This is a genomic window from Providencia sp. Je.9.19, from assembly GCF_051129765.1.
Classification (GTDB): domain Bacteria; phylum Pseudomonadota; class Gammaproteobacteria; order Enterobacterales; family Enterobacteriaceae; genus Providencia.
Genome location: NZ_JBCPSS010000001.1, coordinates 937321 through 953389, shown reverse-complemented (window position 1 = coordinate 953389; position 16069 = coordinate 937321). Strand labels below are relative to the sequence as shown.

The following is a 16069-nucleotide window of genomic DNA, read 5'->3' as shown; positions in this document are numbered from 1 at the left end:
GTGAGTATTATTCCCCTGACTTAACAGGGGAATAAAGAACTAATTAAACCCAGCCTTTTTCTCTAAATTGCTTTAAAACAACCACAAACTGTTCCATTTCTTCAGGGGTTCCGAGAGTTAATCGATTCCAACCGACTGCGGGAGGAAACTCTCTTCCTACCATAATGTGCGCATCAGCCATGCGTTGCTTATACGTTTTTACATCCCCTTTAACTTTATGGAATATGAAGTTAGCTTGAGATGGTGCATATTCTAGATTGAGTTCATCTAATGCTTTCTCTACAATTTTTCTAGAGAGGTTATTAGACTTAAGACTATAAGCAATGAATGGTTTATCGTTTAAAGAGGCAATAGCGGCGATGGCACCAGCGGTATTGGTGTTATCGATAGAGACAAATTCGTCAACAGTCGCAATAACATCAGGTGATGCAATACCATAACCTACACGTAATCCTGCTAAAGCAAATATTTTAGAGAAAGTGCGGGTGACAATTAGATTATTTTGTCCTTGTTTAACGAGTTCAATTGCACTAACAAAGTTAGGATCTTCGACTAATTCAGCATAAGCCTCATCGACAATGAAAAATTGTTTATCTGATACTTTAGTCATCCACTTATTAAGCTGACTATGTGGGGTGATCATAGCGGTTGGGTTATTCGGATTACAGATATAAATAATTGTTAAGCCATTAAAATCATTTGCTAGTTGCTCCATCTTATCAAGATCAAAAGAAAGATCTGATTTTAATGGAACTTTAGTGATCTCAATACCAAGCGGTAGGGAGTATAGCTCGGCATAGTTAAAGGTTGGATCTGGCGTTACTAGCTGTATTTTAAGATTGTTTTTTCTAGCTTTGTTCGCAAGCATTGCAACAGTTGCTTGGATTGTTTCAGATGAGCCATTACCTATTGTGACATGCTTATCAGATAACCGATATAATTCGCCCAAATGCGTTATTAATTCAGAGCGGGCATCGTCAGGATAACGAAAAGAATCGGGTAATGCGGCAATAATCGCTTGTTTTGCATTCGCAGACATACCCAGTGAATTTTCATTGAAATTAAGTAGCAATGGATGCTTTTCATCGATGATAAGTGGTGATTTATTTTGAGCAACTGCTTGATTTATTACTGAATTTAAAGCTAATCCGCCGGCAATAAGTGAGCTTGATTTTAAAAATGAACGACGATCCATAGTGATTCCATATAATTATTATTTGTAAAGCCATTAGCTTACTTCAAAAAAAATTATTGTAAATATTTATATGAAAAAAATGATTATTTATTCATTTTTCTTTGCGAGAAACTGCGGTGAGCGATACCAATTTCACTAGTGCAATAACTTTATTTTAAGATTAACCTTTTTGCTAATCGATGCAAATTAGCTGTATCTATTTCTAATTCGCGCGCGCTGGCAGACCAATTAAAATGATTTTGCTCCAAGGATTGAGTAATTATTTTTCCCTAGAGCGCTTGCCGGAGAATAAGTGGATATCTTAATTCTCTTGTTTGATTTTAATACTATGACTTTTAGTCTGATGAATTCTATTACTGACTAGTTTTCGCGACTGGATATTTTTATCAAAAATAAAATACCCAGTCGCTTAATCATGTCATTTAGTTATATAGCAGAGAAAATAAAGATAAATTGGGTTAATGGCCAATTATTTTGGCATTAGGTATGATATGAAACCAATAATTATCTGGAACAGGGCTTTCCCAAACTCCTGTGTAGGCCGCAAATCCAATTGTGATAAATAGAATCGTCAGAGTTAACGTTGACATAATGATACCTGATAGGACTATTGAGCGTTTTTTAGTTGGTAATGGCAATGAAAAACTTAATGTTGAAGAAACTGGGCAAGATTCAACACAGGTCATACAACCTGTACATTCTATGGTTCTTACTTTTATTAGTTTATCGACAGGGATACGGGAAGGGCAATTTTTTGCACATTTTCCGCAATCAATGCAACTTTCTACATTTCGATATATTTTGAAAGGGGAAAGTAATGAAAATAGCCCTAACAGCGCGCCATAAGGGCAGAGATAACGGCACCATGCGTTATGGATAAATAAGCTAATAACAATAAGTATGACGACGCTAATTAGTGAAACGCCGCTAATATATCGGAAGAAATCAAGCATTTTAACATCGATGATGATGCCGTAGGGTGACATGAGAAAATATTGGATCATCTGTGCAGGCATTGATAGCGCAATATACAAAAAGAAGCCAAGCAGTAAATATTTAAGACTACGTAAAGAGATATCTAACCAACGTGGAAGATTGAATTGAAAGCGAAATATTTTTTTGCCTAAATTCCCAATGAGCTCTGATATAGTACCAATCGGGCACATCCACGAACAAAATGCCTTTTTAAGAATTAGGCTAATTGTAATAAAAGCGACTAGTAGAAGCATTGACGCCGCATGAATTGGGGGGAGTACACCTGTTTCTAGCGTATATTTTAAGTTCATTAAACCGGCAATGGGTAACCAACCTTCAATACCACCAGGACGAGACATAAAAAAAGTTGTACCACCAGACTCGTAATAACGAACCCAGTAGTAAAAAGTGACACCAATGTAAATATTAATGGCAAGTAGCAATAGTTGTGTTGCTTTACGCCAAGTAGAAGCATTTCGCCAGTCATTCCAAGGTAGTTTACCTCCAATAGTATCAGGACGGCGTTTGTACCTTTGGTGTGTTTTCTCTGTCATTCCTATCTATCTCTTTAACATGTATTTTAAATGCCATAATTCTAAGTTAGTTCTTTATCGCGAATATTGATTTATATCTGGCTAGTCTAATTTGTTATTTAATTATTGTTGGAATGAGTGGGTATGAGCAATGGGTATTGTTTTATGAAAGAGTCTAAAGCATAGATTCTGAAAGAGGTAACGCGATGGAACTATTATTTTAGATAGATTTTATTTGGGAATGGTCGTGTTATTAAGTTTTAATAGTGTCTCACTAGACTGAAAATAAATATTTTAATCTGACAGAATAAGTTAAAGGGCAGCTTTTGCTGCCCTAAATAAGTTATTAATTTTGTGTTTGTGTATTTGGTGTGATTTCAATAACAGAAACTCGTACTTGATATTGCTTCCCATTTTCACCTTTAGGCACATTAGCAGTAATCTTTTTTAAGGCTTCTTCCGGTTGTGTAGTTTGAACGGTAGTTGAATATTGCATCATTCCACGATGGCGGCCTGAATAATTGGAATGACGGTTATTATCGCAAGGTCTATTATCATATTGTTGCCCATTTTGAGATGAGCCTCTATGCCATGAGCCATCATCGTTCCTATAGCCATCACCATGATATGCTAAAGTTGAAAAGCTGACGGCCATTAAACTAGCTGTAATAATCAGAGGTTTTAAGATATTCATAATTTATTCCTTTTTATATCTGTTGATTATTATTTTGGCAGCTAAATTTAATAATTCAATTTACTTTACCTAAATAAATGAATAAATCATAATTGGGACTATTTTTATCCATTATTTATTCACAATGAAAATTTTCTGTTAATAAATTTAATTTTAAGTTAACGAAATAATAATTCCGTCATGTTGATTATTATATTTTCATCCTTTTTTATTACTGACTATCAGAAAAAAATTTTGCTAATTTACTTAATGAAATAATTGATGCCACAGCAATATCTTTATTATAATCATCACATAGATTTATCAGTCTATTAATTGCATCTTGTTGTTCAATAGAGCATTTGTAGTCACCTAATGCATTGATAGCAGCGATTTTAACATCATTGTTTGCACCATAGGTTAATTCTACTAAATTTTTTACGATTTTTTCTTTCATGTAATTAATAATTTAAGTATGAGAGTAGAGATTTATAGTATAAAACTATCGTTAAAAATAAAAAATGTTTTTTTTATCAATGATTGACTGATTAATATAGTGGTGAAAAATTATATTTATATTAATAATTATATTTAGTTACATAGTTAATCTGATTTATTGTCAAGAGCGGGTATAAATTGACAGACAAGGTAGGAGCGGGTGGATTAATGGCTCATTTTGTTCATCATCAAAGGGGTGATACTATTATAATTTAGGCCATTTCTCATTCTGCAAGAAGGACTGAACGTTGAAACGAATAAAAACTAAGCTACTAATCGTTGTATTGTTGGCGTTAGGAACATTTTCTTACCAATATTTTACCAGTATTGGTGATTCTGATATTAAAAAAGCTGCACAACAACGCGTTGAGAAAAAACTCGCTTCAACAGAGTCTGTTATATTTGATAATGTGAAAATAGCACAAAAAAACCAGTATAAGGAAGGGGAAAGTTACCGGGTTTGCGGGTTATATCGACTTGCTTCACAAACTGAATTTTTACCTTTTGTGGCAAATATTGATGTGCAGTCTGGGGCATTTTCAGAGCATGACCAATTATTGGTGAGTGAAACGCCAGAAATCAAATTAGCAATCGATAATTTATGTCAGGACACTGATAAAAAATCATAAATTTATATACTAAACATGAAAATAGTGCCCTGAGTATTTTGGGCACTATTTTTATATGTTCAATTAAGGCTTGTTTAAAAGTAATTCAGTTTGAATTTTGCATGCAGAAATTGAATCATTTAGAGATGTCATGAAATCTGCTTTATTGGCAAATTGAGATTTGTTCGCGCGTACAGTATCTATAGCTGTTGCTAAATTTTGGCGTAGATCTGTTTCGAGAGTTTCTAATTTGGCTAAATCAACCTTTTCGCTTTTTAAGCGTTCAATTGTATTACGGGTTAATTCACTACTGCTTTTATCCGTGCTGTATGCTTCACTTAGCGTTTGACCTGTAATATCGCAATAATCGCTTGCCAGTTCGCTTATATTTAGTGGGGCATTGCTTGCTATAGCAAGGGCAGGAGTTAGGCATAAAGCCAGTAATAAACGCTTCATAGTAATACCTCTAGTTTGTACTCAATGAATGTTAACTTTAAATGATAACGATAAACTACTATAGCAGAATAGCCCTAAAAGGGGGGTAGGAAGAGGATTTTTAGCATGATTTCATAAAAAAAAGCCAGTATAAATACTGGCTGCCATAATTAGCAAAAGCAATGTAATGAAAATTACGTTATATACTTTATCATATAGCGAATGAAAATACAGAGAATTTATGAGGTCTCTTGAGAAGTTAAAGGAAAATATGATTTTGATCAGCGATGGACACTATCGTTGGATACTAACGTGGGGCTTATTAGGATTGGCGAATAGAGAAGAATTGTCGTACGTTTCTTAAAAGGTAGCCAAATTGCCCTCATGAAAGAGTTTGCAAGAATTTGGCTACGATATTGGAATTACGCTTTTGACCAGTAGCCATGCTTTAATACGTCTTCGACTAACTCATGCAAAACGATATGTGCTTCTTTGTCATCATGAAAACCACTTGTTGTAAAGGTTGTTGGTCCGCAATCATGAGTCACTTTTAAATTACTACTCGGATAGACCTCTAATACTCTGGCTTTTAACTCAGCAGTGAAAAGGTCATAAGCTTTTTCGGTCAGTTTTGAAACGGAGTCATCTGAAACTTTAATGTTAATTTCCATTTTTTAACCCTTTATCTAAAAACTAAATTTCACTCAGTGTATTGTTATCATTAGTTATAAGCAATAATCTTATTTGGATGATACAAAAAAGAATAATAAATATAGAGTTGGGGTTTTAATATTAACTTTAATTTTTGTTTCTAATTTTAATAATAGTTCTTAACTGAATTTAAATAATTTATTTAGTGTGATATTAGTGCTTCAATTAAAATGGAAAACTAATTTATTGCTTATTTTTTTTGAATATGAAAGCTATGAGTTAGTTAAAGTTATTAATCATACTTGTTATTTGATTAAAAAAATAGCTAAAAATCAAACGTTTGATTTTTGTCGTGCACGCGAAGGCTGGGTGTTATATAAGCCAATGAAAATTAAGTATTTTTTTCTTTCTGCTTTCGAGGGTATGTTATATTTAATTAAAAATTAAGAAATTAGTTTAATAATAAAAACAAAAATCAATTTACAAGAAAGATAAAAGAATATAATTTCGACCCCTTACTGAAGGATGGCATTTTTGTTTTTAATTTAAAGTTTCATTCATGGTTTATGCGTTTTAGATATTGGCTAATATGGAGCGAAATAATTATCAACTAGATGTTTCATTAGTTGATTCAATAAAAAAGGAGCGTAATTTGATAGAATATATAAACTCACTGAGTAATATTATTTGGGGGTCATTGCTTATTTATTTATTACTTGGAGCAGGCCTGTACTTCACGATTAGATCTGGATTTATTCAAATAAGACACTTTAGCCATATGTTTGGTGTTTTAAAAAACAGTAAAAAGTCAGATAAAGCAGGTATTTCTTCATTTCAAGCGCTTTGCACGAGCCTGGCGGCTAGGGTGGGAACGGGCAATTTAACTGGCGTTGCTATTGCACTTACTGCGGGTGGACCAGGCGCAATTTTTTGGATGTGGGTTGTTGCATTACTTGGCATGGCAACTTCTTTCGTTGAGTGTACTTTGGCTCAGTTATATAAAACTAAAGATGATCAGGGAAATTATCGAGGCGGGCCTTCGTATTATATGCAAAAAGGCTTAAACCAAAGATGGATGGGGGTATTGTTTTCTATATTTCTTATTATTGCATTTGGATTAGTGTTCAATGCTGTTCAAGCTAATTCAATCGCGCAAGCAACTGCAGTGGCATTTGATTTTAACCCGCTTTACGTTGGAATAGGCTTGGTTTTTTTAAGTGGGATTGTTATTTTTGGCGGATTAAAATCAATTGCCAAAGTTGCTGAATTAGTTGTTCCAGTAATGGCTCTAGCTTATTTAATATTAGCATTTTGGGTCGTGGGGCATCATATTGACCGTTTGCCTGAAGTTTTCATGTTGATTATCCGTAATGCATTTGGATTGCAAGAGGCGGCTGGTGGGGCGGTAGGGTATGGCGTAGCCCAAGCAATGACACAAGGTATTCAACGTGGCTTATTTTCAAATGAGGCTGGTATGGGGTCGGCACCTAATGCGGCGGCTTCGGCATCACCTTATCCTCCACATCCTGCCTCACAAGGCTATGTGCAAATGCTGGGTGTATTTATGGATACCATCGTTATCTGTAGTGCAACGGCGATTATTATCCTATCTTCCGGAGTATTAGAAGGCCCTCTTGATAACATTAATGGAATAGAGCTAACGCAACTCGCACTTTCTTCTGCAGTAGGCAGTTGGGGTTCCACTTTCATTGCAGTCGCAATATTTTTCTTTGCCTTTACATCTATTATTGCTAATTATGCCTATGCAGAAAGCAATATGATTTTCTTGGAAAATAATCATACAGCAGGCTTATTTATTTTTCGCTTAGCAGCCTTAGGTATGGTGATGTTTGGTGCATTAGCTGAAATGCCACTGATATGGAAACTCGCAGATCTGTCTATGGGGCTAATGGCGATTACTAATTTAATTGCGATTCTTTTGTTATCTGGAATTGCGTTTAAATTAGCGAAAGATTATAACCAGCAATTAAGTGATGGAAAGGTCCCCACCTTTGATATTAACCAGCACCCTGAATTGAAAAAACAATTTGAAGATGGGATCTGGGAAAAAGAACAAGTGGAGCAGTGGATAAAAAAAGAGACTAGTCAGTAAAATAGCCGTGGAAGTATATCCGATTAGTATTATTTTGTATTGCGCCTCAACAGTGGAATAGTCGCTTTTGGGGCGCAGTCTTTTATGATTAAAAAATATTAATATTTTTAGATTGGTGATCATTAGTATTATTCATTAAACCATAATAGCCGCTCTGTTGTTATGTGCCTTCTATCTAATTTTATCTATTTTAAAAATAACCTTAGTGAAAATGCTTGATTAATAATCTATTGAGCTTTAAGGTTTTTTTATATGACAATATTATTATCTTAGCGGATTAGAAAGACAGTCGAGAACAACATGAAATTAGGGCAGCATGCAGCAACATTTTACGGCGTAATATCCATCTTATTGTGGAGTACCATGGTTGGATTAATACGCAATGTGAGTGAAAATTTTGGTCCAGTTGGCGGTGCTGCATTAGTTTATACCACTGGGACTATTGTCTTAATGGTAGTGATGGGGTTACCTAAAATAAGCCTTTACCCAAAACGCTATTTATTTTGGGGTTCATTACTCTTTATCAGTTATGAGATTTGCTTTGTTTTAGCGTTAGGGTTAGCCAATAATCGACAACAAGCGATAGAATTAGGTATGGTGAACTATTTATGGCCGAGTTTTACTATCGCTTTGGCGGTCTTTTTTAATCGACAACGATTTACAGTATTACTGTCTATTGGTTTAGTTTTGGCATTCTCGGGGTTGCTCTGGGTTATTTCTGGCGATCAGCCTATCTCGTTTGATGCAATTATTAATAATATTAAAAGTAACCCGCTTTGTTATCTTTTAGCCTTTATTGGTGCCATTTTATGGTCTTTTTATAGCAATGTAACTAAACGAATTTCAGGTGGTCATAATGGAATGGTGTTATTTTTCATGATGACATCATTAGGGCTTTGGGGTTTGTATCTATTTGAAGAGCCAACCGTATTTAATGTCACATTTAACAGTGTTTCTTTATTGATATTAGCTTCAATTGCAACGGGTGGGGCGAATGCACTTTGGACTTTAGCGGTTATCAAAGGCAATGTTGCTTTTTTAGGGACGCTATCTTATTTTACACCTGTTATATCAACGGCTTTTTCATCGATGTTACTCAGTACTGCGTTGACGTTAGGATTTTGGCAGGGTGTGCTTATGGTGACTATAGGCTCTATTACTTGCTATATTGCAACACGTCAATATTCAAATAAAAAGCACATTAATTAAGTTAGTCGTTTTCACCGTAAAACGCTCGTTAATACGAGCGTGATAATGATTGTCAACGTTATTGATTTTCGGGATTAATAAACTTATTGATTGCGATGGCAACGCCGTCATCATCATTCGTTTTTGTCACAAACTTAGCCAATTTTTGAATATGTTCCTGTGAGTTACCCATCGCAACTGAAACACTCGCATACTTTAGCATTTGAATGTCGTTATTTTGGTCACCAATACTCATGACTTTATCTGGAGTGATACCTAGTTTTTCACAGATAACTTGTAGCGCAGTCCCTTTATTTGACGTGTTGTTCGATATTTCGAGGTAATAGGGGCTAGTTTTAATTAATGAGTAATTTTCGTACGTATTTTCTGGAATATAACTGATACCGATGTCTAATTTTTCTGGACAATCAATCATCATAATTTTGGTAAATTTTAGCGATGATTCCATCTCATTAACTGGGCAGTAAACAAGCGGAGAGTTAGTTAAATAAGCATCATAAATAGTATAGTGACTTATATGTCGATTAGCCGTAAACATTGTATTCTCTGCAAGGGCGTGCAAATGAACACCAATATTTCGTGATAGCTCTTCAAAGTAAAGATAGTCAGCAAAATCTAATAGGTTTTCAACTAAGTGGCTACCATCATGGGCTTGATGGATGACACTACCATTATTGCTGATGCAATAATCATTTGCAGTATCAAGGCCAAGCTCTTTTAGATAAGGTTGAATGCCGGTATAAGGACGGCCGGAAGCGAGAACGACCTGTATGCCTTTTTGTTTAGCTTGCGCGATAGCGGCTTTAACTGCTGGGGATATTTGGTGTAGCGAATTTAGCAAGGTACCATCTAAATCAATAGCGACTAGTTTGATAGACATCAACGCCTCCTATAATTGAGAGTTTTTATCCAAATACCTTACTCTAAATATTAAAAATGTAAATTGACACAGAACTGTCGTGTAGTAATAAGTGTGATTGAACAGCACGTTTTAAAGCGCTTGTTCAATATCCATTGTTCATTACTGCTGTGGCTCAATACTACTGTGATCGCTTCTTGTCCCATGGAAATGATGATGGCTTAGCGCATTAAAATGTCAGACAGGGGATTTTAATGCGATTAAACATATTCACTCGTATTCATGGGTTAGATGTAAAGGTTGCTTAACTTCTAAATAAATTTGCTCATTTTGTCTAAAATCAAATGGTGTAATGTCATATTCTTTACGGAACATGTAGGTAAAATGTGATTGTGAACCAAACCCAAAATCTAAGGCAATATCAAAAATAGATTGGGTACTGTTTCTTAGTAGGTTAACTGCGCCAGCGAGGCGACGTTGGCGAATATATTTTCCCAACGAAATTCCAGTCACTTCTTTGAATATTTTTTGCATATGCCAAAGTGAATAGCCAGAGTAGGCGGCAAGCTCTTCTAAGTGAATAACTCGGCCTAAGTGTTCTTCTATCCATTTACTCAAAGCATAGACAAGTGCTAAATGATTATCTTGTGGCATCTCAAATTATTTCTAGTTTTACGGTAACCGAAGTATACACAACTTCATTTCACCATGACAAAGGCTGCTTGTGCGGTATCATCCATTTTTTGAATAAAAAAAGCACAATCAGAATAAGTTAATGCTTGATTGCGGTTAAAATGAACAGTTATTTTATGAAAATACGTGAAATGCTCATTTTCCTCAAATTTCAATCAAGGGCTTAGGGTAGTATTCATTTTTTGAATGTATTACAGGTGATTCTTAAGTGATACCAACTAAAGCTTATGAAGCTTTAACATTGTAATCATTTGAGTAAGAAAAATCATCAGTGAAAGTTTTAAGGAATATCGGTGTTTGGAAGAAAGCTAGTATTTATCGTGAGTATCATCATTATCTGTGTATTTCTTTATCTTTTAGCCATGGATAGCCTCTGCGATCAGGGGGGGGAGAATTTTATCTTTGGTATCTGTCGCATAACAGACTTGTTACCGTTTTGAATTTGTTTTTTAATACGCCATGCTGATATTTTGTCGTCATCATTATCAATAATGGCTATTGTGTAATATTATGAAAAATAAAGACAAGGACTAAATCAGCTTTTAAGTAGTGTTAATCAGAGAATTCAAATAAACTTATCGATTATCACGACTTTGGACGATAACAAGCAAGTAACAGGACGAAAAGGGTAAAGTTATGGCGCAACAGCAACAAACGCTAAAGCGTGGATTAAAAAATAGACACATCCAATTGATTGCTTTGGGGGGCGCTGTTGGTACAGGGCTGTTTCTTGGAATAGCGACAACAATACAAATGGCAGGGCCATCTGTATTGTTAGGATATGCATTGTGTGGTTTTATTGCCTTTCTGATCATGCGTCAGTTAGGGGAAATGATTGTACAAGAGCCCGTTGCAGGTTCATTTAGTCATTTTGCATATAAATATTGGGGTGGTTTTGCAGGCTTCTTATCCGGTTGGAATTACTGGGTAATGTTTATTCTAGTTGGAATGACAGAACTGACAGCCGCAGGCAAATATATGCAACATTGGTGGCCAGAACTCCCTATTTGGGTTTCTGCGGCTGTCTTTTTTATTGCGGTAAATGCCATAAATTTAGTGAATGTTCGTTCTTATGGCGAAACTGAATTCTGGTTTGCATTGATTAAAGTTGTCGCTGTTGTGGCAATGATTATTTTTGGTTGTTATTTATTGTTTAGTGGCCATGGTGGCCCTCAAGCGAAAGTCAGTAACTTATGGGAATATGGCGGATTTTTTGCCAAAGGTTCTATGGGTTTATTTATGGCTCTCGCTATCATAATGTTCTCTTTCGGTGGATTAGAACTCGTTGGGATCACCGCCGCTGAAGCGGAAGATCCAGAAAAAAGCATTCCTAAAGCGATTAATCAAGTTGTTTACCGTATTTTAATATTTTATATCGGTTCACTTGCTGTGTTACTGGCGCTATTTCCATGGGTCGACCTTGATGGAAAAACCAGCCCATTTGTGTTGATATTCCACGAGCTAGGTGACTTGCTTGTAGCAAACGCATTGAATGTGGTGATATTAATTGCGGCACTGTCGGTTTATAACAGTGGTGCCTATTGCACTAGCCGCATGTTATATGGCCTTGCTCAACAAGGTAATGCCCCTAAGTTTATGGCGAAAGTCAATAAAGGCGGTGTACCTGTCATGGCTTTAGTTATTTCAGGTATTGCGACCTCGGGTGGTATTTTAATCAACTTTGTGATGGAAGGGCGCGCCTTTGAGTTATTGATGTCCTTAGTGGTGACCACGTTAGTGATCAACTGGATTATGATTTGTATTTCTAACTTGAAATTTAGAGCTGCAATGGACAAGGATGGAGTTAAAACTAAGTTTAAAAGTATTTGGTATCCCTATGGAAATTACTTGTGCTTAGCTTTCCTTTCGCTGATCCTTATCATTATTTTGATGATGGATGGATTACGAGTCTCAGTGCTGATTATGCCATTGTGGATTGCGGTACTGTGGATTGGTTATCAGTTTTCAGGAACTAAAAAACAAAATTTAGCTGATGATACGGCAAAATAAAAGTGCTTGAAATGTAAAATAAAAAAATGGCCGGTAGATTTAATCTCCGGCCATTTTTTATTTAATTAAGATCACCACTGCCAGCGTAACCAGGCAAATAACACGTTACCGTTATTGTAGGTACCAGGAATATAGGTTGCTTGTAGAGATAGCCTATCATATTCCACTGACACTAATGGCAGTGGAACAGGTATGGGGATATAGTGATAATCATCACGAGCTGTAATACTTAATGTAAAACCCGCACCCATGCGAAAACCATCTAGCTCACCGGGTATCCACATTTTTTGGAAGCCATATCCGACAATAGGCTCAAATTTATTATGTGAATCTTTAAACATCATAGCGTATAGGGCGTGCCAATCATTGTCTTCATCAAAACGATATTTACCGAAACCAATGCCCCATGGTTGTTCATTGTAGCTATCCGTTTTCTTTTTATCGTAAGTAAAGCGGTTATGCCATGTGAAAGCAGGAACATAAAGTTCGTAGTTGTCAGACTGCCAAGTCGTACTAACATTGTTAGTAAATTTGTCCCATAGCCCTGTGGACTGCTCTTCAGCTAATGCAGTTGACGATGTGCAGATGATAGTCGTCACGAGTAGTGACTTAGCGACTACTGATTGTATATTTTTAGTTACTCTCATTGTAAATCCGTCTTGTTTATCTTTTGGATAAAAATTTTATATTGATGAAGATAATCGGCTTGCTAATAATAATTATATTAGCATTTTTGTAATTATTATGAATAAACATTATTTTAAATAAGATAAATGGAAGATGACAGCATTTATTGCATTATGTAGCACAATGGTTTAAAAAACGCGTCAAAATAGTTTATTACCTAAAAATGAATGTAAGTCTCTTGTTGTCTACTCATTTAAGTCAAAGAAAACAATAAATGCGTCAATTTAAAAAATAAATTGAGAGCAACTCCAGTAATGATGATTCAAATCAAATACTAGCAAGCAGCAATGCGCTGAAATGGTGATATTAAGTAGCAGCAATGAGCAGTAGGTTCTTGCTGCAATGTTGATTTTGATTGTATTAGCGCTTTTAAGCGCCAATTAAAAGTACAGAGGCATTGATATGATGAAGCGTCACGACGTATTAACCGAATACCAAGCCAAGTGTTTGTCCATTGCTACTGATACCTTGTTATCGCCAAAACAGAAAGCTAATTTTCTGGCATTAGAAGCTGAAAATAATATTCCTTATTTAGCATTAAGCGAACCGTTGAAAACTGCTTTGGATACACGTGTTATTTGTGACATGTATGAAGGTCATGCGCCGTATAAACCTCGCTATGTACTGCCTGATTATGAGCGTTTTCTACAACTGGGTTCTGCCTATCTAGAATTAGCACCAGCGGAAGATTTTGATGATGCACTTAATCATTTGATGATCCTGTATCATCACGTGCCTTCAGTAACCGGATTTCCAGTTTTTCTTGGGTATTTAGATAGATTGTTAATGCCATACGTTGCAAATTATACTGAAGAACAACTATATCCTAAGCTAAAACGGTTTTGGGTCATGCTCGATCGCACGCTACCTGATGCCTTTATGCATGCCAATATTGGGCCTGAAGATAATATTATTTGTCGTCTGATTTTACGCATCGATGCTGAACTTAAACAGGTCGCACCAAATTTAACCTTTGTATATCACCCACAACGCACGCCTGAATCGCTATTTTTACAGGCTATCGAAAATATTTGTGAATGTAGCAAACCGCATATTGCTAACGATATTATTCACAGCGCTGCGTTTGATGAAAAAGGTTATGGCATAGTCAGTTGTTATAATTCACTCCCTATAGCAGGGGGCGGTAGCACGTTGGTGCGTATCAATTTACGCGAGGTCGCCTTGCGTAGTGAAAATTCTACCGATTTTTTAACTGTGCAATTGAAAAAGTATTGTGACCTGCAAATGGAATTGATTGAGAAACGAACGGCTTTCTTATACGAAGAGTCTAATTTCTTTCAAACAAGTTTCCTTGTACATGAAGGGTTGATTGCACCCGAACGTTTTGCCCCGATGTTTGGTATTTATGGCTTAGCAGAAGCGGTCAATATTTTGATGGAAAAAGAGGGCACCACAAATCTTTATGCACCGGACTCACCGGCATTACCTCTTGCTTATCAAATTAGTGAACAATTAGCGGACTTCGTTGAATCCACTCCTGTTAAATATGGCTTTAATCATAAAGCGATGTTGCATGCACAATCAGGTATTAGCTCTGATAGCGAGACAACGCCAGGTGCACGTATTCCTTATGGTGAAGAGCCTGATCCAGTTTCTCATATCATGACAGTTGCTCCTCACCATCAATATTATGTGTCGGGGATCAGTGATATTCTGACTATTGATGAAACTATCAAACAAAATCCTCAAGCACTTTTACAGCTCTGTAAAGGGGCCTTTAGTCATGGTATGCGTGAGTTTACAGCAAACGTTGCGAACAATGATTTAGTGCGCGTCACCGGCTATATGGTGAGATTATCGGATATTGAGAAATTTAAAACGGAAGGTTCAAGAAATAACACTACGTGGTTAGGGGATGAAGCAACAAAAAATTGCAAAATTCAGTCGCGTCAACAACGAGTGATAAGCCATGAGCAATCGATGCGCTACACTCAATAAACTGATTCCATTTTCTTGTGTCGATGGGCCTGGTAATCGGCAAGTGCTATTTTTGCAAGGATGCAATCTGCGCTGTTTGAATTGCCACAACCCCTATACTATGGCGCTATGTGACGACTGTGGGGATTGTGTTCCCACTTGTCCACATGGTGGATTATCTTTAATTGCGGGCAAAGTGGTATGGGATAACATCGCGTGTCAGCAATGTGATACTTGCCTGCAAACTTGTACCAAAAACGCCAGCCCGATGACGAAGCAGCTTAGTGTCGACAGTATGATTCAAAGTTTAACGAAGAATGTCGCTTTCCTCAATGGTGTTACTATCAGTGGTGGGGAAGCTACGACACAACTGCCTTTTATTATCGATTTATTTAATGAGATAAAACAGTCACCAACTCTGTCTCATTTGACCTGTTTTATTGATAGTAATGGACATTTATCGTCCACTGGATGGCATAAAGTATTACCGAATACCGATGGTGTCATGATCGACCTAAAAGCGTGGGGGAATGAATGCGCCTTAAAACTCACGGGTAGAGATAATCAGAAAGTATTTGATAGTATTGATTTATTAGCGCAAGCCGGAAAATTATACGAATTACGTTTGTTATTTATTCCCAATCAAACGGATTATCTCGAAAATATTGATGTTTTAGCCGCGTTTTTACGTCAACTTTCTTCGTCTACACGAATTAAAATCAATGCCTTTCAAAATCATGGTGTCACCAACGAAGCCGCAAGTTGGGCAGCGGCAAAGCAAGTTGAAATTGAATCTTTTGCCCAATTATTACGTGACCGCGGTGTGACCAATCTACATTTACCTAATGTCTATTTGTAATTTCTATCCCTTCAAATAAATTTAGCCTATTTCCAATTAAGTTTTCCCTCAATAAAAATAGCGAGTGGGAAATACTGGTATTTGTGAAAACATGTGCGACAATCAAGTAAATCTTATTATCTGATTTAATACG

At 36.2% G+C, this 16069-nt stretch carries 16 protein-coding genes and 1 pseudogene; 7 read left to right on the top strand and 10 right to left on the bottom strand.

Features of this window, described 5'->3' with window-relative positions; all coding sequences use genetic code 11:
* Positions 1-43: 43 nt before the first annotated feature.
* The 5 genes and pseudogenes from AAZR93_RS04425 to AAZR93_RS04405 all read right to left on the bottom strand — a co-directional run bounded on the left by AAZR93_RS04425 (position 44) and on the right by AAZR93_RS04405 (position 3833).
* Entirely contained in the window at positions 44-1195 is a 1152-nt protein-coding gene (locus tag AAZR93_RS04425) for a pyridoxal phosphate-dependent aminotransferase (RefSeq protein WP_434719075.1), read from the bottom strand.
* Between the two features lie 149 nt (positions 1196-1344).
* A pseudogene (locus AAZR93_RS04420) lies at positions 1345-1455 on the bottom strand (hypothetical protein); the annotation flags it as partial.
* 198 nt (positions 1456-1653) lie between these two features.
* Complete coding sequence (locus tag AAZR93_RS04415) at positions 1654-2724, bottom strand: 4Fe-4S binding protein (RefSeq protein WP_434719074.1); 1071 nt, start codon at positions 2722-2724, stop codon at positions 1654-1656.
* A gap of 325 nt (positions 2725-3049) precedes the next feature.
* Entirely contained in the window at positions 3050-3397 is a 348-nt protein-coding gene (locus tag AAZR93_RS04410) for a hypothetical protein (protein WP_434719073.1), read from the bottom strand.
* A 211-nt stretch (positions 3398-3608) separates the two neighbouring features.
* Positions 3609-3833, bottom strand: a complete 225-nt coding sequence (locus AAZR93_RS04405; protein WP_294105716.1) for a HEAT repeat domain-containing protein — start codon at positions 3831-3833, stop codon at positions 3609-3611.
* A 289-nt stretch (positions 3834-4122) separates the two neighbouring features.
* Between AAZR93_RS04405 and AAZR93_RS04400 the strand changes: the two genes are divergently transcribed.
* Positions 4123-4503, top strand: coding sequence for a hypothetical protein (locus AAZR93_RS04400; protein ID WP_294105722.1), 381 nt, complete (start codon positions 4123-4125; stop codon positions 4501-4503).
* Positions 4504-4566: 63 nt separating this feature from the next.
* Here AAZR93_RS04400 and AAZR93_RS04395 read toward each other — a convergent pair whose 3' ends face one another.
* Both AAZR93_RS04395 and AAZR93_RS04390 read right to left on the bottom strand, forming a co-directional pair.
* Entirely contained in the window at positions 4567-4938 is a 372-nt protein-coding gene (locus tag AAZR93_RS04395; RefSeq protein ID WP_294105725.1) for a hypothetical protein, read from the bottom strand.
* A 401-nt stretch (positions 4939-5339) separates the two neighbouring features.
* On the bottom strand, positions 5340-5588 hold the full coding sequence (locus AAZR93_RS04390) for a penicillin-binding protein (RefSeq protein WP_294105727.1): 249 nt from the start codon (positions 5586-5588) through the stop codon (positions 5340-5342).
* A gap of 632 nt (positions 5589-6220) precedes the next feature.
* On the opposite strand from AAZR93_RS04390, the gene AAZR93_RS04385 reads away from it, so the two are divergent.
* Together AAZR93_RS04385 and yddG are read left to right on the top strand one after the other, a co-directional pair.
* Positions 6221-7681: an alanine/glycine:cation symporter family protein gene (locus tag AAZR93_RS04385; RefSeq protein WP_294105730.1), complete on the top strand. Its 1461-nt coding sequence runs from the start codon at positions 6221-6223 to the stop codon at positions 7679-7681.
* Positions 7682-7981: 300 nt separating this feature from the next.
* On the top strand, positions 7982-8890 hold the full coding sequence (yddG, locus tag AAZR93_RS04380; protein ID WP_434719072.1) for an aromatic amino acid DMT transporter YddG: 909 nt from the start codon (positions 7982-7984) through the stop codon (positions 8888-8890).
* Positions 8891-8948: 58 nt separating this feature from the next.
* Here the strand turns inward: yddG and yidA are convergent, their stop codons facing one another.
* Both yidA and AAZR93_RS04370 read right to left on the bottom strand, forming a co-directional pair.
* Positions 8949-9770, bottom strand: a complete 822-nt coding sequence (gene yidA, locus AAZR93_RS04375; RefSeq protein WP_434719071.1) for a sugar-phosphatase — start codon at positions 9768-9770, stop codon at positions 8949-8951.
* A gap of 249 nt (positions 9771-10019) precedes the next feature.
* Positions 10020-10403: a helix-turn-helix domain-containing protein gene (locus AAZR93_RS04370; RefSeq protein WP_336429886.1), complete on the bottom strand. Its 384-nt coding sequence runs from the start codon at positions 10401-10403 to the stop codon at positions 10020-10022.
* A gap of 332 nt (positions 10404-10735) precedes the next feature.
* Here AAZR93_RS04370 and mgrB point away from each other — a divergent pair, with 332 nt between their 5' ends.
* Positions 10736-10882 carry a PhoP/PhoQ regulator MgrB gene (gene mgrB / locus AAZR93_RS04365; RefSeq protein ID WP_336431509.1) on the top strand — a complete coding sequence of 49 codons (147 nt, stop codon included), beginning with the start codon at positions 10736-10738 and terminating at the stop codon, positions 10880-10882.
* Positions 10883-11078: 196 nt separating this feature from the next.
* Positions 11079-12452: an amino acid permease gene (locus AAZR93_RS04360; RefSeq protein WP_294105739.1), complete on the top strand. Its 1374-nt coding sequence runs from the start codon at positions 11079-11081 to the stop codon at positions 12450-12452.
* A 71-nt stretch (positions 12453-12523) separates the two neighbouring features.
* Here AAZR93_RS04360 and pagP read toward each other — a convergent pair whose 3' ends face one another.
* On the bottom strand, positions 12524-13099 hold the full coding sequence (pagP, locus tag AAZR93_RS04355; RefSeq protein ID WP_336429888.1) for a lipid IV(A) palmitoyltransferase PagP: 576 nt from the start codon (positions 13097-13099) through the stop codon (positions 12524-12526).
* Between the two features lie 442 nt (positions 13100-13541).
* Here pagP and AAZR93_RS04350 point away from each other — a divergent pair, with 442 nt between their 5' ends.
* Both AAZR93_RS04350 and AAZR93_RS04345 read left to right on the top strand, forming a co-directional pair.
* The gene (locus AAZR93_RS04350) at positions 13542-15098 is read left to right on the top strand and encodes a YjjI family glycine radical enzyme (protein ID WP_434719070.1); all 1557 of its coding nucleotides are present in this window, start codon (positions 13542-13544) and stop codon (positions 15096-15098) included.
* Entirely contained in the window at positions 15070-15936 is an 867-nt protein-coding gene (locus AAZR93_RS04345; RefSeq protein WP_434719069.1) for a YjjW family glycine radical enzyme activase, read from the top strand. Before AAZR93_RS04350 ends, AAZR93_RS04345 begins: the two co-directional genes overlap by 29 nt.
* The last annotated feature ends 133 nt before the right edge of the window (positions 15937-16069 follow it).